Origin of the sequence: Polaribacter marinaquae (assembly GCF_038019025.1) — a bacterium.
Lineage (GTDB): Bacteria > Bacteroidota > Bacteroidia > Flavobacteriales > Flavobacteriaceae > Polaribacter > Polaribacter marinaquae.
Window position 1 is genome coordinate 2,622,544 of the sequence record NZ_CP150496.1, and the last position, 18,922, is coordinate 2,641,465.

General features: G+C 29.2%; 15 protein-coding genes. 8 read left to right on the top strand and 7 right to left on the bottom strand.

Translation table 11 applies throughout. The annotated features are described in order from the left end of the window. Window positions 1-10 precede the first annotated feature (10 nt). From WG950_RS11860 to WG950_RS11875, 4 genes are read left to right on the top strand one after another with little or no spacing between them, the layout of a single operon-like run. Window positions 11-406, top strand: coding sequence for a hypothetical protein (locus WG950_RS11860; RefSeq protein ID WP_340932621.1), 396 nt, complete (start codon window positions 11-13; stop codon window positions 404-406). Between the two features lie 53 nt (window positions 407-459). After that, window positions 460-1,386, top strand: coding sequence for a mevalonate kinase family protein (locus WG950_RS11865; protein WP_079737246.1), 927 nt, complete (start codon window positions 460-462; stop codon window positions 1,384-1,386). An 8-nt stretch (window positions 1,387-1,394) separates the two neighbouring features. Then, complete coding sequence (locus tag WG950_RS11870; protein ID WP_340932624.1) at window positions 1,395-2,312, top strand: geranylgeranylglycerol-phosphate geranylgeranyltransferase; 918 nt, start codon at window positions 1,395-1,397, stop codon at window positions 2,310-2,312. A gap of 38 nt (window positions 2,313-2,350) precedes the next feature. Then, complete coding sequence (locus tag WG950_RS11875; RefSeq protein WP_077810054.1) at window positions 2,351-3,226, top strand: pseudouridine synthase; 876 nt, start codon at window positions 2,351-2,353, stop codon at window positions 3,224-3,226. A gap of 53 nt (window positions 3,227-3,279) precedes the next feature. On the opposite strand, the gene hutG is transcribed toward WG950_RS11875, so the two are convergent. The 4 genes from hutG to hutH are packed head-to-tail and all read right to left on the bottom strand — an operon-like array spanning window position 3,280 to window position 8,985. Next, on the bottom strand, window positions 3,280-4,245 hold the full coding sequence (hutG, locus tag WG950_RS11880; RefSeq protein ID WP_340932627.1) for a formimidoylglutamase: 966 nt from the start codon (window positions 4,243-4,245) through the stop codon (window positions 3,280-3,282). 2 nt (window positions 4,246-4,247) lie between these two features. Beyond that, window positions 4,248-5,489 (bottom strand): imidazolonepropionase, encoded by a 1,242-nt coding sequence (gene hutI / locus WG950_RS11885; protein ID WP_340932629.1) that lies wholly within the window; start codon window positions 5,487-5,489, stop codon window positions 4,248-4,250. Next, a complete protein-coding gene (locus WG950_RS11890) occupies window positions 5,489-7,486 on the bottom strand; it encodes a urocanate hydratase (protein WP_340932630.1) in 1,998 nt (665 codons plus the stop codon). The genes hutI and WG950_RS11890 overlap by 1 nt, the downstream gene beginning before the upstream one ends. An 8-nt stretch (window positions 7,487-7,494) precedes the next feature. After that, the gene (hutH, locus tag WG950_RS11895) at window positions 7,495-8,985 is read right to left on the bottom strand and encodes a histidine ammonia-lyase (protein WP_340932631.1); all 1,491 of its coding nucleotides are present in this window, start codon (window positions 8,983-8,985) and stop codon (window positions 7,495-7,497) included. A gap of 82 nt (window positions 8,986-9,067) precedes the next feature. On the opposite strand from hutH, the gene WG950_RS11900 reads away from it, so the two are divergent. After that, window positions 9,068-9,946 (top strand): LysR family transcriptional regulator, encoded by an 879-nt coding sequence (locus WG950_RS11900; RefSeq protein WP_340932633.1) that lies wholly within the window; start codon window positions 9,068-9,070, stop codon window positions 9,944-9,946. Window positions 9,947-10,207: 261 nt separating this feature from the next. Continuing rightward, window positions 10,208-11,509, top strand: coding sequence for a site-specific integrase (locus WG950_RS11905; protein WP_340932634.1), 1,302 nt, complete (start codon window positions 10,208-10,210; stop codon window positions 11,507-11,509). A 61-nt stretch (window positions 11,510-11,570) separates the two neighbouring features. Here WG950_RS11905 and WG950_RS11910 read toward each other — a convergent pair whose 3' ends face one another. Further along, window positions 11,571-12,983 carry an FG-GAP-like repeat-containing protein gene (locus WG950_RS11910; protein ID WP_340932635.1) on the bottom strand — a complete coding sequence of 471 codons (1,413 nt, stop codon included), beginning with the start codon at window positions 12,981-12,983 and terminating at the stop codon, window positions 11,571-11,573. A 123-nt stretch (window positions 12,984-13,106) separates the two neighbouring features. Beyond that, window positions 13,107-14,915 (bottom strand): InlB B-repeat-containing protein, encoded by a 1,809-nt coding sequence (locus WG950_RS11915; protein WP_340932637.1) that lies wholly within the window; start codon window positions 14,913-14,915, stop codon window positions 13,107-13,109. A gap of 99 nt (window positions 14,916-15,014) precedes the next feature. Here WG950_RS11915 and WG950_RS11920 point away from each other — a divergent pair, with 99 nt between their 5' ends. Then, on the top strand, window positions 15,015-16,337 hold the full coding sequence (locus tag WG950_RS11920; RefSeq protein ID WP_340932639.1) for a hypothetical protein: 1,323 nt from the start codon (window positions 15,015-15,017) through the stop codon (window positions 16,335-16,337). Window positions 16,338-17,114: 777 nt separating this feature from the next. Here WG950_RS11920 and WG950_RS14140 read toward each other — a convergent pair. Beyond that, window positions 17,115-17,363, bottom strand: coding sequence for a helix-turn-helix domain-containing protein (locus WG950_RS14140; protein ID WP_377499890.1), 249 nt, complete (start codon window positions 17,361-17,363; stop codon window positions 17,115-17,117). Between the two features lie 989 nt (window positions 17,364-18,352). On the opposite strand from WG950_RS14140, the gene WG950_RS11925 reads away from it, so the two are divergent. Beyond that, on the top strand, window positions 18,353-18,697 hold the full coding sequence (locus WG950_RS11925; RefSeq protein WP_340932640.1) for a hypothetical protein: 345 nt from the start codon (window positions 18,353-18,355) through the stop codon (window positions 18,695-18,697). Window positions 18,698-18,922: the final 225 nt, after the last annotated feature.

The following is an 18,922-nucleotide window of genomic DNA, read 5'->3' on the forward strand; positions in this document are numbered from 1 at the left end:
TTTTAATATTATGAAGTTTATTTTAGTATTGTTTTTTTTCTTTTCATCATTTTTAACTTTAGCACAAGATAAGATTTGGTTTGATGCAAACGGAAATATAACAACTAAAGAAAATGCTGTTTATTACAGGGTTTCATCAAAAAATAAAACTAAAAAGCAACTAATTATAGATTATTATATCTCTGGTAAAAAAGCCAAAGAATCTTATTTTGTTAAAGGTAAGCAAGATGGTAAGTATGTAGAGTTTTATAATACAGGTGAGGTAAAAGTAACTGGTGTTTACCAAAATGGATTAAAAACCGGGATGTGGAAAACCTACGACAAGAAAGGTAAAATAAAGAAAAAAGGAAAGTATTTTAAAGGCGAAAAAGTAGGCGTTTGGAAAACTTTTTACAAGAATAATTAATAAGAATTTGTTTACAAATAAATTCGTATTTTTGTAACGTAATAAACATAACTATGAAAGGCCCACTATTTTACGCTAAAATCTTACTTTTTGGAGAATACGGAATTATTAAAGACTCGAAAGGGCTTGCGATTCCTTTTAATGCATATAGAGGCGCTTTAAAATCATCTGAAGATCTTTCTGGTAAAGCTCTAGATTCTAATGGTAATTTAGAAAAGTTTTATACTTATTTATCTAACTTAAAAACAGATTTAGTTACTTTTAATTTAGAAGAACTAAAAAAAGATATCGAAAACGGTATGTATTTCGATTCTTCAATTCCGCAAGGTTATGGTGTTGGTAGTTCTGGTGCTTTAGTAGCATCTATTTATGATAAGTATGCTTCTAATAAAATTACTGTTTTAGAGAATTTAACAAGAGACAAATTGTTGAATTTAAAATCAGTTTTTTCTTTAATGGAATCTTTTTTTCATGGTAAAAGTTCTGGTTTAGATCCTTTAAATAGTTACCTAAGTTTACCAATTTTAATCAATTCTAAAGATAATGTCGAGCCAGCAGGAATTCCTTCACAAAAAGAAGGTAAAGGCGCTGTCTTTTTATTAGACTCAGAGCAAATTGGTGAAACAGAGCCAATGGTAAACATCTTTATGAATAAGATGAAGAACGAGGGTTTTAGAAAAATGATTAGTGAAGAATTTTCTACAACTACAGATGCTTGTATAGAAGATTTTTTACAAGGTAATGTAAAATCTTTGTTTGGTAATGTAAAGTCTTTATCTAAGATTGTTTTAAAGAATTTTAAACCAATGATACCTTCTGCTTTTCATAAAGTTTGGGAAAAAGGAATATCAACAAATGACTACTATCTTAAACTTTGTGGTTCTGGTGGTGGTGGTTACATCTTAGGTTTTACAGAAGATTTTGCAAAAGCTCAAAAAAGTTTAAAAGATTATAAGCTAGAATTGGTTTATAGATTTTAAAAAACTTTATGAGTACTTCAAAATTAAAAAGAACAATTCTTAAATTTTTTAGTTTATTTTCTGCAGTTAGAGGTTACAATATTTTAGTTTTAATTGTAGCACAATATCTTGCGGCAATATTTATTTTTTCACCAGCTAGGTCTTTAAAAGAAGTACTTTTCGATTTACATTTACTGTTTTTAGTATTAGCATCTGTGTTTGTAATTGCTGGTGGTTATATAATTAATAATTTTTACGACTCTAAAATTGATAAGATTAACAGGCCTGTTAAAGCCGGTTTAGATAATTATGTAAAGCAGTCTACAAAACTTAGATTGTATTTTATATTAAATTTTATAGGTTTCTTATTCGGAGTTTTAATCTCATGGCGAGCAGCATTGTTTTTTGCTGTTTACATTTTTGCTATTTGGTTTTACTCACATAAATTAAAAATGAACCCTATTTTAGGCTTTGTAACTGCTACAATCTTAACAGTTTTACCATTTTTTGCTGTTTTTGTCTATTTTGGCAATTTCTCTCCTATAATTTTTGTGCATGCTAGTTTTTTGTTTTTAGTAGTTATGGTTAGAGAGCTTATTAAAGATTTGCAAAATTTAAAAGGAGCTATTGTAAGTAATTATAACACGTTTCCGGTGGTTTATGGCGAACGTAAAACAAAAATAACATCTATAATAATACTTGCTTTAACTATTTTGCCGGTAAGTATTTTGTTTAGTTATCCTTCTTTAAGTTACATGCGATATTATTTTTATTTTGCATTAATTATTTTCTTTTTTGTAGGTTTTTCACTTTGGAAATCTCAAACAAGAAATCATTACAGAATGTTACACAACATTTTAAAAATGTTACTTTTAATTGGTGTTTTGTGTTTGATTTTTATTGATACGTCACTTCTTTTAGATAAAGTGATTGATAGATTGAACTAGAATTCAATAATATAACTACCTTTGCAAAAATTTTTATAATGAATTCAAATAGAAACTCGTCGAGAGGACGACAAGAAGGTAAAAAAAGTACACCTTTAAGTAGAAAAAGTGGAACTTCAAACAAGAAAAGTTCTCCGTTAGGAAGAAAAAACACTAAAAAATCTTTTTCTAAAGTAAAAGAAACTCCAAAATCTGATGAATCATCAGGAATCCGTTTAAATAAATATATTGCCAATTCTGGAATTTGCTCAAGAAGAGAAGCAGATACTTATATCGAACACGGTAGTGTAGAGGTTAATGGTAAGTTGGTTACAGAAATGGGGTATAAAGTTCAGCCAGATGATGTGGTTCGTTTCGACGGAACTTCAATTTCTCCTGAACAAAAAAGATACATTTTACTGAACAAACCTAAAAACTATATCACTACAATGGATGATGATAGAGGAAGGAAAACAGTAATGGAATTAGTATCAAATGCTTCTAAAGAAAGAATATATCCGGTTGGTAGATTAGATAGAAATACAACAGGTTTGTTGTTGTTTACTAATGATGGTGATTTGGCTAAAAAGTTAACGCATCCAAAACACAATGTTCGTAAATTATACCACGCTTCTTTAGATAGAAAGCTAGATTTAAGAGATTTAGAAAAGTTAAGAGGAGAGGTGATTATAGAAGGTAGAAAGGTGTTTATTGATGCAGTTTCTTATGTAGAAGGACAACCAAAATCTGAAATCGGAATTGAAATTCATTCTGGTAGAAATAGAATTGTTCGTAAAATTTTTGAACACGTAGGTTATAAAGTTAATAAGTTAGATAGAGTAATTTTTGCTGAATTAACTAAGAAAAACTTACCAAGAGGAAGATGGAGACCTTTAACAAATCAAGAAGTAAACAATCTTCAAATGTTAAAGTAATTTTATTGTAACACATAATTAAAAAGAGCCTTTTAGAATTCTAAAAGGCTTTTTTATGCTTTTAAAATAATAAAATCTATCAATCTTGCTGCCAATTTTGCAGTTGCATTGTCTTGATCGAAATTGGGATTTAATTCTGCAATATCACAAGAAATTACTTTTTTAGTTTCTAATAAATATGTCAATACACTACAAACAAATAAAGGAGATAAACCAAAAGCCGAAGGCGCACTAACGCCAGGTGCATAAGCAGATGAGAATCCGTCTAAATCTATTGTGATATAAAGGTAATCTACATTTTGTGTGAAAATTTTTAATTTGTTTTTAAGTTGATCTGTAAATGTTTCACAATCAAAATTAGTTGCAAAACTCACATTGTTGTCTTTTGCAATTTGAAATAATTCTGATGTATTTGATTGATGTTGAATGCCAATAGCAAAATAACTTGCGGTATCGTTTTCAGACAAGATTTGATTAAATGGTGTGCCAGAATTTGCTTGTAAATCTACTTTTCTAAGGTCGAAGTGTGCATCAAAATTTATAATTCCTATTTTATTCTTTCCTGATGACTTTAAGTAGTTATTAATTCCATTGAAATTAGCATAAGCAATATCATGACCGCCACCAATGCCTATTGGTAAAATTCCGTTTGTGATTAATTTGCTTATAAATTTAGAAAAAGCTTCTTGGCAATCTTTTAAATTATTTTCAATACAAATTAAATCTCCGTAATCTGTTATTGTTTTATTTGCATGGTGAAGCGGAAGTTTACCTAAAACTTTTCGAATATTTTCCGGTCCTTTTTTTGCTCCAATTCTTCCTAAATTCCTTTTTATACCTTCATCGCATGCATATCCAATAATTCCGAAGTTTTGGTCATTTTTAGGTTCAATATTTTCTATTGAAGCAACTTTTATATTTTGATGCCAATATTGGTTTTTTAATATTGACTCTCTTCCAGTATAATTAGATTTATTCCCTTTTTTATAATCGACTTTTAAATCTTTCAAAAAATCCATATTTATATTTTTTTAATTTCTTTTCCTTTTAAAAATACTTTTTCAATGCAATGGTTTCCAAAAGAATATGGGATAAAATTATATGAATTAATTTCTTTTGTAAGAATTAAATTGGCTAGTTTTCCTTTTGTAATTGAGCCAGTTTTATGTTGAAGATTCATTGCGTAAGCGCCATTAATTGTTGCGGCATTTATGGCTTCTTCTGGTGTCATTTTCATTTTAATACATGCGATTGAAACAACAAAATTCATGTTTCCAGAAGGCGTAGAACCCGGATTATAGTCTGTAGCTAAAGCTAAAGGCAAACCGTTATCTATCATTTTTCTAGCAGGAGTATATGGTATTCCTAAGAAGTAAGAGCAACTAGGTAAAGCAACTGGTATTGTTTTGGTGTTTTTTAAATCTAAAATATCTTCGTTTCTCATTTCTTCTAAATGATCTACTGATAATGCATTGTTTTCTATTCCTTTTTGAATTCCTCCAATTGCATTAAATTGATTTACATGAATTTTACCAACTAAACCATGTTTTCTTCCAGTTTCTAATATAAGTTGTGTGTCTTCTACAGAAAAATATCCTTCTTCACAGAAAACATCTATAAAGTCGGCTAAGTTTTCTTTTTCAATGATTGGTAATATTTCATCTATCAACATTTGCAAAAAACCACTTTTGTTATTTTTGTACTCTTTTGGTACTGCATGAGCACCTAAGAAAGTAGCCTTAATTTCTAAAGGATAATTTTCTTTTAACTTTTGAATTACTCGCAACATTTTTAACTCAGCGTCTTTGGTTAGACCATAACCCGATTTTATTTCGATTGCGCCAGTTCCTAATAAAATAACTTCTTCTAAACGTTTTTTACTTTGATTGTATAATTCGGTTTCAGAAGTTTCTTGAAGTTTTTTGGCTGAATTTAATATTCCGCCACCTTTCGCTGCAATTTCTGCATAAGTTAATCCTTTTATACGGTCTACAAATTCATTTTCTCTATTACCAGCATAGACGATATGTGAATGGGAATCGCACCAAGCAGGTAGAATTATTTTTCCTTTAGCATCAATGGTTTTAACTTTGATTTTAGGACAATTTTTCATCTCTCCATAATCAGAAATAACGCCATTTTCAACCAACAAAAAAGCATTTTTTATACTTGGTAAAATATTCATTTCTTTTCCTGAAAGAAAATCTATATAGGTTTCTCTAACCTGAAGTAATTCTTTAATATTTTTAAATAAGAGTTTCATTAGAAAAGGTTTTTTAAATATTTTTCATCTACCAAATTAGGAATGGTAACTTTTAGGTTTGGCGTTCTTTTCATTTCTCTTTTGATGGCAAAAATAGCTTCATCATTTCTTGACCAACTTCTTCTTGCTATTCCGTTATTTACATCGTAAAAAAGCATATTTTCTAATTTTTCTTCAGCTTCTTTGGTTCCGTCAAGCAGCATTCCGAAGCCGCCATTTATAACTTCTCCCCAACCAACGCCGCCACCATTGTGTATAGAAACCCAAGTAGCACCTCTAAAACTATCGCCAATTACATTATGAATTGCCATATCTGCTGTAAATTTACTTCCGTCGTAAATATTAGATGTTTCTCTAAACGGAGAATCAGTTCCGCTAACATCATGATGATCTCGTCCTAAAATAACAGGTCCAATTTTACCTTTAGCTATTGCTTTGTTAAATGCTCTTGCAATTGCAATTCGCCCTTCTGCATCTGCATATAGAATTCTTGCTTGTGAACCAACAACCATTTTATTCGATTTTGCATTTAGAATCCAAGTAATATTGTCTTGCATTTGTAATTTTATTTCTTCCGGAGAATTTTCCATTATTTCATGTAAAACAATAGCAGCAATTTCATCAGTTTTATCTAAATCCTTTTCATCACCAGAAGCGCAAACCCATCTAAAAGGACCGAAACCGTAATCGAAACACATTGGGCCTAAAATATCTTGCACATAAGACGGATATTTGAAATCAATATTATTTTTAGCCATTACATCTGCACCAGCTCTAGAAGATTCTAATAAAAAAGCATTTCCGTAGTCAAAAAAATAAGTGCCTTTTTGTGTGTGTTTGTTAATTGCCTCGGCATGTCTTTTTAATGATTTTTGAACTTCTTCTTTAAATTTAGCTGGATTATCTTTTATTAAAATGTTAGATTCTTCGTAGGATAAATCAGCAGGATAATAACCCCCTGTCCAAGGAATATGAAGCGACGTTTGATCTGAACCAAGATGAATAAAAATATTTTCTACATCAAATTTTTCCCAAACCTCGATTACGTTTCCTATATAAGCAATAGAAATGATTTCATTATTTTCTTGTGCTTTTTTGGTTCTTGAAACTAAAATGTTGATATCATCAATTAATAAATCTACCCAACCTTGTTCGTGTCTTTTGGTAGCAGCTTTTCTATTAATTTCTGCGCAAATAGTAATACAACCAGCAATATTTCCTGCTTTTGGTTGCGCGCCACTCATTCCGCCTAAACCAGCTGTTAAAAATATCTTTCCGTTCGGATTTTCATCTTTACTTAATATTTTTCTAAAAGCATTCATTACGGTTATTGTAGTTCCATGAACTATTCCTTGCGGACCAATATACATAAAAGAGCCCGCTGTCATTTGTCCGTATTGCGTAACACCTAAAGCATTAAATTTTTCCCAATCGTTGGGTTTAGAGTAATTTGGTATCATCATTCCGTTGGTTACCACAACTCTTGGGGCGTTTTTAGAAGAAGGAAATAATCCCATCGGATGACCAGAATACAAATGCAACGTTTGTTTTTCTGTCATAATTGCTAAATATTGCATCACTAAAAGATATTGCGCCCAATTTTGGAAAACAGCACCATTTCCTCCATAAGTAATCAATTCTTCTGGATGTTGCGCAACATCTGGATTCAAATTATTCTGAATCATCAACATTAATGCTGCTGCTTGTGAAGTTTTTGCAGGGTATTCGGAAATTTCTCTTGCGTATATTTTATAATTTGGTTTAAAGCGATACATGTAAATTCTACCAAATTCTTTTAATTCATCAGCAAATTCTTTAGCTAATTCTAAATGCCATTCTCTAGGGAAATAACGAAGAGCGTTTTTTATGGCTAGCTGTTTTTCTTCAATAGTTAATATGTCTTTTCTTTTTGGAGCTCGATTTGCATCTTCAGGATATTTCTTTTTTGAAGGTAAATTGGCTGGAATTCCTTGTAGAATTTGTTCTTGAAACGTCATAACTAATTTTATTTTACGATAAGTTGTTTGTTTTTTACTAATAAAATCATTGCATTAATATCTTCTTTTAAAAGTCGGTCATCTTCTAATTTACCAACCTTGGTTCTAATAACTGAATGGTTTTTTTCTATTATTTTAGAAAACGTATTTGGTCTTCTAAATTCTAAAGACTGTGCAGCATACATTAATTCTATGGCTAAAATCTTTTCTAGATTTTCTAAAATCTGATTTAGTTTTCTTCCTGAAATACTTCCCATGGAAACGTGATCTTCTTGTCCTAAAGAAGTAGGAATGCTATCTGCAGAAGGAGGAAAGCACAATGATTTGTTTTCTGTAACTAATGCTGCTGTTGTGTATTGCGGAATCATAAAGCCAGAATTTAAGCCACCACTTTTGGTTAATAGCCGTGGTAAACCATATTTGCCTTCTAATAATAAGTAACATCTTCTGTCTGCAATATTACCAAGTTCTGATGCCGCAATAGAGCAGTAGTCTAAAGCCATTGCTAAAGGTTGACCGTGAAAATTTCCACCAGAAATAGCTTCTGTTTCACTTAAAACAATTGGGTTGTCTGTTACAGAATTCATTTCTATTTCTGCCAATTCTAATAAATGGTTAAAAGCATTTCTAGAAGCGCCGTGAACTTGAGGAATACAACGCATAGAATACGGATCTTGAACTCTTTCGCAATTAATATGAGAAGTAATATTTTGAGAATTTTTAAAAAGTTTTCGCATTCTTTTTGCAACTTTTAAACTGCCTTTAAATGGTCTAATTTTATGCAATTCTTCTTTAAACGGTGAGGAACTACCTTTGTATCCTTCTATACTCATCGCGCCAGAAATATCCGCTAAATTTAATAGGTATTTCATTTTTAGAAGTCCGGTAATTGTATGAGCTAAAATAAATTGTGTTCCGTTTATTAACCCTAAACCTTCTTTTGCTTGTAGTTCTAACGGTTTAATGTTATAATTTTTTAATACTTCTTTGGCAGGTAGAATATTATTGCCAATCCAAAACTCTCCCTCACCAATTAACGGTAAAAATAAATGGGAAAGCGGTGCCAAATCTCCAGAAGCACCTACAGAACCTTGTTTGGGTACAGTTGGTAATAAATCATTTTCAATAAAATAAATTATTCGTTCAATTAACTCTAAACGTACACCAGAATAACCTTGGCAAAGTGCATGTACTTTGCAGATCATCATTATTTTAGATAATTTTTTATCAATATTTTCGCCAACACCAACAGCATGTGTTATTAATAGGTTTTTCTGTAATAAATTGGTTTCTTCGGATGAAATTTGAACGTCGCATAAAGGTCCGAAGCCAGTATTAATTCCGTAAACAACTTTGTCACTTTTAGTAATAGCAACTACTTTTTTTCGGCAAGAATTTATTTTTTCTTTGGCCTCATTGGTTATTGTTGCTTTTAAAGTTCCTTTAGCTATTCTATCAACACTTTTAAGTGTAAGTTTATCTATTCCGTATTTAAACATCTTACTTTGTAAATTGGGTTTTAACAAAGTTATAATTACTTTTGATGCTTTATAATATCATTTAATATCTTAATTAATAACTATGAGTTATCAAATTGAATTAAGACATATGCGTTATTTCTTGGCAGTTGCAGAAGAATTGCACTTTAGAAAAGCTGCTGATAAATTATTTATTTCTCAACCTGGTTTAAGTAGGCAAATTAAAATTTTAGAAGATGAATTGGGTGTTGTCTTGTTTGAAAGACATAATAGAAAGGTTGTCTTAACAAAAGTAGGTGTTTATTTACAGAAAGAATTTTCTAAGCAGTTAGGTGCAATTAATAATACTTTAGATAATGCAAAATTATTGCAAGACGGTAAAAAAGGAGAATTAAAAATTGGCTATGTAGGTTCTGCTATGCAAGATGTAATTCCTAATTTGTTGTTGAATTTTGAGAAAAATAATCCAAATGTTTTATTTAATTTAAAAGAGATTGATAATCAGAAACAAATAGATGATTTGTTATCTATGTCTTTAGATATTGGTTTTGTGAGATTAGAAAGAGTACCAAGAGCTTTAGAAATCAAAACAATTTTAACAGAAAATTATTGTTTGGTCTTACCCAGAAATCATAAAGTTAATAAAGATAACTTCAAAAGTTTATCAGAATTTAAAGAAGAGTCTTTTATACTTTTTGATGCAAAGTATAGTGCTTCTTATTACGAAAAAGTGATGCAAATTTTTGATGATTGTGGTTTTACACCATTAGTTTCTCATAATACAATACATTCTAGTTCTATATTTAAGTTGGTAGAAAATAACTTTGGAATCTCTATAGTTCCAAAATCTTTGGCTAAAAAAGCAGGATATAAAATTAAGTTTATAGAATTAGATAAAATTCCGCAAAAAACTAAACTTTCTATAATCTGGAATAAGAATAATACAAATGCTATTTTACCGGCAGTTTTGTCTTTAATTTAGAGTAAAATTTAAATTATAAGCATAAAAAAACCCAAACTAATGTTTGGGTTTTTAAGTGGTACCTCCAGGTGAATTTTAGGTTTACCTCATTTTACTACAATTTAATATAAGTAATTGTTAATCAGTAGTATAATGGTTATATTATTATAAAAAAGTAAAAAGAAATCAAAAGAAATAACAATGATTTAAACCTGCCGAGCAACCTCTCGAGCAACCCGTATTCTTGCCTTATCTTAGCCAAGATCACTAATTTAGAGAAAGATGTATAAGGTGTTAAGGTCAACAAAATCGGCGGTTCGATTTAGTTTAAAAAAATCAAAGAAGTATTTATCAGAAAATAGATACCAAGAAAGTTTAATTTTATTGTGGTTCTCTTTTGGAGGTGCAGACAAACGAGTAAGTTATTCAACTGGTTATACCGTTTCTTATGCGGACTGGGATTATCAAAAACAACGCGTTAAAACCAATAAATCAAGAGTTATCAATTCCCATACGGTCAATAACTATTTAAATAAGTTAGAAACTGAATTGATGAACACTTATAGTCGATATATAGATGAAGAAAGAGTAATAACAAAAGAACTTATAAGGGAAACATTAGATATCATAACAGGTAAAATAGAACCTGTAGAGAGAGAAGAAATAGTTCCTGTTGATTTTTTTAAGTTTTCTGAAAATTATTTGAATCAAAAAAAAGATCAAATTGCACAATTATCCTATACATTGTACAAAGGATCCTTAACGAAATTAAAGAAATATAAACGGTCAAGAAATGTTAGAGTTGACTTTAGTTCATTTGACAAACCCTTTTTAGATGATTTTAGAAAGTTTTTAGAGGTTCATGAGAACTTGGCTCTAAACACAATATCAAAACACTTTAAAAACCTTAAAATGTTTGTGATTGAAGCCAAGAATCAAGGATTGATATCGAATCCTCCACTAAAATATTTTAAAGTATCCACAGAAGAAACCACAGCAATTTATTTGAACGATTCTGAAATTGAGAAAATATTGAAATTGGACTTGTCCTTTAATAAAAGGATGGAATTGGCAAGAGATAAATTTTTAATGGGATGTTATACCGGTCAACGAGTTAGTGATTATAATGGAATTACCTCAGAAAATATTATTGATATAAATGGGTTGGAATGTTTTAGAATCAAACAACGTAAAACCAAGAATATTGTGGATTGTCCAATCACATTGGAAATACGAGAGATTATGTCCCGATACAACAATCAGCCCCCACCATATCTTCATGACACGGATATTAATGAAAATATTAAGATTGTAGGGAGGATATTAGGATTTAACGAGGTTATAAAAACAGAGATTACAAAAGGAGGTAAGTTGTTGAAGAGAAATAAACTCAAATGGGAGATGATTGAAACACACACCGGTCGTAGAAGTTTCTGTACCAATAATTATAAAAAGGGAATGTCATCTTTGTATATTATGCACTTTTCTGGTCATAAATCTGAACGAGAGTTTCTAAAGTATATTAGAGATAGAGGAGAGGATAGAACCAAACATATTGTTGATCAAGGGTATTTTAATGTGTAGACTAAAGTTATTAGGAACGTTAGTCAACTTTTCTAAAACCTCTAATAATTACATAAAAAATTTATTTTTTAATAAAAAGAGATCCATTCCATTCCCATCTAAAAATTTGATTTGTATCGAAATGATACTTGTCATTTTCAAATAAATCTAAGAATCCATTATTGTCAATATCTTGAGTTCTAATCCAAACCATACAAGGTTCATTACCCTGATAAATGTTGAAGTAATCTTTAGTAACATCTATAAATTCCTTGCCTTGGTTATTAATTATCAATTGTACACTCCATCCGACATAAAAGTCAGAATCGTAAGTGTTATTTGCTGTGACAGATCCTCCTGCACGATTCACAAAAATATCTTCAAACCCATCATTATTTATATCATAAAATGAAAAATCAGTTGAAACACCATATCCAAAAACTTTTGGGAGTAGTATAGAGTTTGAATCAGAGAAATTTACACCGTTACCAAAATAAATCTTTTCGGATTTTAAATCATAGGTTGTCATGGTGTGTCCTCCAACAATTAAATCTAAAAAACTATCGTTATTGATATCAATTAATTCAACAGTATAAATTCCACCTTCATTTGTATCCCATAAGTCATTCATTTCTATAAAATTAGCTGTTCCATCATTTATTAAAACTAAACCTGTAGATGTAATAATATCTAAATCACCGTCATTATCAATATCTCCTGAAGCAGCACCATGATAAAACGCTTTTGGTAAATTATTTAATATTTCGAATTTATATCCATTAGAGTTGCTAAGTAATATACTTGGATATGCGAATTCATAAGTCATAAGTTCCGCTCCAGTATCAGCGAAAAACAAATCAGGTTTTCCGTCCCCATTGTAATCTCCTACTATAGATTTTCGTGCGTTTTCCGCACCAATATTATTTTGAATTAAACTTTGATCTAAAACAAATTTTTCATTTTTTTTATTTAGAAATAATTCCAACGGATTTCTATTAGTATTGTAGGTGTATTTAGCGATTATAACATCTTCATAACCATCTCCGTTAAAATCAGCATATGAACATGCTGAATCATAACTTGTTTGATGAATATTAATTCCATTAAGTTCCGGTAATGTTTGGATATCTAACCAAAAATCTGAATTTTTAAACTTATAAGAAGGTTGCATATAATCAAAGTACCGCATAAATTTAGCAGTAACTTCAGTAGAATCTGAAATTATAATTTCAAGAGGATTTTCTGAAGAAATAATACTTCCAGACCAACCAATAAACTCCCATTTTTTTGATGGATTAGCTTCTAAAGTAATTATGGTGCCTGATTCATAGTTTGAAGTTGATAATCCGTTTTGTGATTGATAGGTTATGTTTCCCTCTCCTTCAACATTTACTGAAAATGGAAAAATTGACAATTCTGGTTCAGGGATTATTTCTGATTCTTTTGAACAAGAATAAATCACGATGATTAATAGATATAAAACTACTTTTTTCATATTTAATATTTTCATTAATAGTTTGTTTCTTAACTTTAAAATAAAACTCCATCCAACAAGTGTTTTCAGGAGTTTTTAGTAAGCAACTTTCACATTTTTAATTAAAGTCTAAGTAGAAAATAATTATATTTTTATTTTTACATTTACTGTATAAACTTTCTTATCTGGATCTCCATTTTGATGGTTTCCAGGAAAAGTTCCTATAAAGTTTAGAATGCCATCATTCATGTATGGTAAAACATTTCTAACGATATATCCATCTAACTTGAGTTCATTCTCATAATAAGGAGAGAATGTTCCATCTCCATTATTAATCTGAATAATTTCATTTAGTTGAACTCCTCCAGAATCCATGATATTAACTCCTCCATTTATCCTATATAAATTTCCGTCTGCGTGAGGTCTTAAAACAATATCAGGAAATGAATCGCCATTAACATCCATTACAGAAAACTCCCTAAACATTAATTCTGTTTGCGTATAAACTTTCGAAACATAGTGAGGTTTAAAAGTATTACCTTCATTTAACCATATTTCAAAAGCACCATCTCCTTCATGTCTTTCTCGCGCAACAGAGATATCTATATCCCCATCATTATCAAAATCAAAACATTTGATTGAAGTTGCGCCAAATGATTTATTGTAAAAAACGTATGGTTCTTCAGACTTAAAAAATAAATGAAATTTGTTTGACTGTTTGTCGAATTTGTAAACAGAAATACTATTTAGTTCATTTTCACGATAGTGACTTCCATCCATAATATAGGTAGCTGTAACTATTTCATCAATTCCATCATTATCTAAATCTGCAAAATCTATGGCAAATGGTTGATATCCACTTATAGAAACTAAGTCATTTTGAAATGAAAAACCACTATTGTCTTTAAAATATAGATTTAAATCTCCATATTCACCTCCAAAACCTGGAGAACCACCAATATCGGTAATACCATCGCCGTTTATGTCGCCCAAGCATGTGCCATGAAAAAAAGATTGTTGATTTTCGTCATTTACAATTGACCAATTAATATTTCCGTCAGCTAAAATATTTCCATAAAATAAATCTCCAGACCACATACTCGAGTCTCCTATTTCATTTCCATCACCAATCCCAACAACATTATCTATAACTTCATAATTACGAGCCCCCCAAAATTTGGCTTCATAGTCTACTTTGAAAAGTTCCCAACCAGAATTTCCTAATTTGAAAATTACAGAAGGTACTCTTGGGACATCTTCTTTGTTTACCATAGCACCTCCAGAAATCCAATTAGCCTGTCCTGGGAAAAAGATATAATTGTCAGAATCAGTTGAGTAATGAAAAACTCCACTAGGTATTGAAAATGTTCTTGAAATATCGTCTACAGATAGTCCTTCTTCAATAGGGATAACATTTTCTGTTATCATCATATTAGTTTCTGTAAACTTTAGATTTATTGTTGTAGGTTTATTAATTACTAATTCAACACTAATTTCTGTAGAAATTAAATCGCCACTCCAGGAATCAAATCTATCCCATTCACCGCTAGGAATTGCAGTTAATCTAACTTTTGTTCCAGAAGAATAGTCTGTTGTTTTAGACAGACTTATAATTTCTTCTTTAACCTGGCCATTACCTTCAATATTAATTATTAAAGGATACTTTCTTTTCTCAAATAAAGCGTTTAGGTTAATATCTGAAGTTATTGTGAAATTTCTTAGAGTATTCGTATTCTCATCAGACCATTTGGTAAATAAATATTCTCCTTCAGGGATCGCTGTTACAGATATTTTTTCTCCTAATTGATATTTACCGCCATTTGAACTAACAGCCCCACCTTTTGTTGCTGAAAACGAAACAGTAAAAAAAGGAATTTCTTCATCTGGTTTACTACATTGTATAAATAAACCTATGATAAATGAGATTGTTAAAAAGTGTAATTTATATTTCATAATTTAAATTTAAGCTTGTTAATTGTTTTTATAAAAAAAAACGAGTAATACCGTATTATACCCCTATCTCAAAAAAGATAATTTTAGTATTTTAGTTTCATGAAGTATTTAGTATCTCTAATATTATTTTTAGCATTAGTAATTCCTAGTTTACATTCACAGAATAGGGCATTACAAAAAGATGGAAAACACTTTTTATTTACATTCAAACAAGATTCTTATTTAATATCTGGTGATTCTTTGTTTTGTATAACGAAAGAAAAAGAAGGATTCCCCAAACAACATGAACTTAATTTAGTCGATTACAAATTTGTTACTAATGATTCTATCGGATATTTAAAAAACAGATCTAGTGGAATTGTGTATTCTTTTGATGGAAGTAAGTTTAAAAGATTGGATAGATCATTTCCATACCAGTCCCAAAATTTTAGTTTTTCATTTTTGTATAAAAATAATCTAATGGATTTTGGAGGTTATGGGCTCCATACTTATAAAAATAATATCATTTACTTTGATACTGAGAAGAAAGAAACAGAACTTTATCCTCAAGCTTCATCTTATAATGATTCTCCGAATCCAAGACATAAAATTATAGGACAATTTATTGGAAATCATCTTTATATTGGTCCTGGTTACGGAGTGCTCAATGAACAAGAATCTCCTCTAAAGAACCTGAGTTTTATAAATGATTATTGGAAATTTTCTTTTAAAGATTCTCGTTGGGAAAAACTTGGAGAAGGATCTCTTAATATAACTTTCCCTTTTTATGGTTCTATTGAAAATTTTAATCAAAATACGTTGGTTATTGCAGAAGAAGGAGTCTTTGAATGTGATATAAAAAATAACACTTTGATTACGTATCCTAACGCAAAGTTAAACATAACAAGAACATTAAATAGATCCTTCGATGAATACAAAGTAACTTATAATAAGTTTGAAGATAAGTTTTATTTTATAATCAATAAGACAAGTGGAGTAGCAGAACTTATTAGTTTAAGTAAAGAAGGTCTTTTAGGTACCGAAAAAGTATATTCTAATTTGTACAGGACAAAATCATATATGTGGTTCATTATTTTAAGTCTATTTGTAGTATTTGTTTTGATATATTTTTACTTTACTTCACAAAAGACTCCGTCACAAGTTATCTCTAAAAATTTATTTAAAATACGAGAAGAAATAAAACTAGAAGATTTTAAAATTTTAAAGAGACTTGTAGACGCATCTCCTAATTATATAAATTATTCAGAGTTATTAGATGTTTTTCCTGAACATTATAGCTATGAATCGAAGAAGAAAAAAACCCGACAATCCATTTTATATTTAGAGGAGTATTTAATTCAAAAAATTAAATTAAAATTACCGGTCTTTGAGTTTAGAAGAAATATAGAAGATCGAAGAGAAAAACAAATTAGAATAAAATAAAAACCTCTTGAAAGTAGATTGTCGATCAAGGGTATTTTAATGTGTAGACTAAAGTTACCAGTAACGTTAGTCAACTTCTCTAATACCCTTTAAAAAAACCAATTGTAAAATCTACAACCCATTTCATAAATAAAAAACCAAACCATAAAATGGAAATAGAGGTATACCAAAAAAAACTTGATGAAATTAACAAAAAGAATGATCACCATGTAGATCATTTGAAACGTAGCAGCGTTTTTTCCTCGAACTTGAACATCACCTAGCTTAAAACGGGAGTAATTAGGTTTAAAGATGTTATAGGAACCTCGTTTATTTTTGAGGGAAATACTAACTCCATTCTTTTAAATATTGAAGTTAAATGGACCACTATTGTATCTGCCGATAAACTGAAAGTTTCCATTTTGGAAACACTCTCTTAGTTTTTGACTTAATCAGTACACTTTTTACTGACGATTTTCATGCTTGGTTTATATCGATGGCTTAGATATAATTTTTGAATTAATGATTAAAGAATTATTAATTCTCTAGAAAATCACTTAAAATTTTTGATATAAATGGACTATTTATTATTCAATAAGATTAGCTAAATCAAAGAAAAAAAATTAAATTATCACTTTTAATCACTTGTTTTTTAACACAACTCTAAATGAATTCTTGATATCTTACTCTTAGAAATATGACTACACTTTAAACTAAGTATTTTCTCTCTTCATTCAGTGATAAGGAGAAAGAGTTTAAAAGTCTATAATTAAAAACATTACACTTTGGCTAGACATATTATATTAATTTCTTTTTATGCAGATATTCTCTTGGAGTACATTTTTCGTATTTTTTAAAAATGGAGTAGAAGTTAGACTTAGAATTAAACCCAGATTGTTCAGAAATATAACTAAGGTTATACTTCAATTTGGTTTCTTCTAGTATTTTTTTAGCGCGAGATACGCGTACTTTATTTTTTATATCGGTAAATGTTGTGTTTTCTAATTTTAAATATTGTCTAATGACATGATTTGGGAAGTTAACCAATGACGAAAAATCCCTGAATTTATTATTAGGATTTAAAAAAAAATCTCATTTTTTTTTATTTCTTCAATTTTTAGTGCGATTTGTTTTTCGTCTTCCTTATTTATCGTTTTATTGTTATTTTTTTTATATAAATTGAATCATTCAAATAAGATTTGTTTATTTTTTTAGTATTTATATACAATTCAGGAGCTTTAATAAATTCTAAGATTAATAAAAACAATGAGAAAATACCTATAAAATTTATCACTGTAATGAATAACGACTTATATATACCATTTATTAAAATTAAAATTACATTGACATTATATGATATAACAATACTAGAGGTAATTAATGTAATTACTTTAAGTCTTTTTATTTGGTTGAAAGTACTAAATTTCTTCAGCCAAATTATTGACGCTATAAGGTATGCTGTTATATGAAAAAAACGTATTAAATAGTTCGTTTGAGAATTAAAAAAAATATTAACCTGGACACTAGACTGATTCTCTGGGTTTAAGTAAAAACCATTAACCAATTCCATTTTTGTTGTCCAAGGAACCATAATATATTCATAAATAGCTATACATTGGATGAAGAATGGGATTAAGTGAATAAGATGGACCTTTTTAAATTTAAAATTATCCTTTGTTGCAGATTTAATAAAGAAGTAAAAACTAGGACCTGCAAGTAAATAAAAAGGAGTAAAATGATTGAAAAGTAATGTTTTTAAAGTTGCATAGCCTTTTGAGTTTATTGATGTATGTGCTAGGGCATAAATCAAGAACAGTATTAACCAGGAACTTAATAATTTTATGTTTAACTTATCTTTATTTGTTATAAAAAGATAAATACAAAAAAACAAAGAAAGAAATAATATTTCCATTTTAAAATGGAACGACTTGATGTAAAAATAGTCCTTTTTTATAAAAACAATTACTTTGTAATGATATTTCAAATTATTACCGTTTTTTTTATATTTTTGCGCGAATAATAAAATTTTCATTCAAATGACGAATAAATCAGCCTTTAATACCATTAAAATAATTCTGTCTTTTTTACTCATTATCTTCTCGTCTTATTCTAAAGGACAGGAAATTAAAAAAATTCCAAAAGGACATACAATAAAGGATAAATTTTTAAAACCATTAACCATCAATAAATATCAGGAGTCATCAGTTTCTAAGAATGCTTTATACCTAGTAAATAAAAGTATAGTTTCAACTGATAGACTAAAGCTAATTCCTAAAGATTCTATTGTTTCTGTAAAAATAATCAAACGAGATACTGTTATTAAAGGATTTGAGTATGATACTCAAATTATTGTAAACCTAATCGGTTATAAAAAAAAATAACATCTTAAAAACCTATTAAATAGATATCAACATATCATTATTTCTTATTCATAATTTATAAACATAGCATGAAATTTAGTTTGTCGTTATTTTTTTTTGTCCTATTTCTTTCAGTAAGTAACTTAAAGGCACAAAATGTTATTATTAACCCTTCGTCAGATGGTGGATTCGAAGGTGTTCATGGTTGGAATATTGTTAATCACCCTTCAGGAGAAAATAAATGGT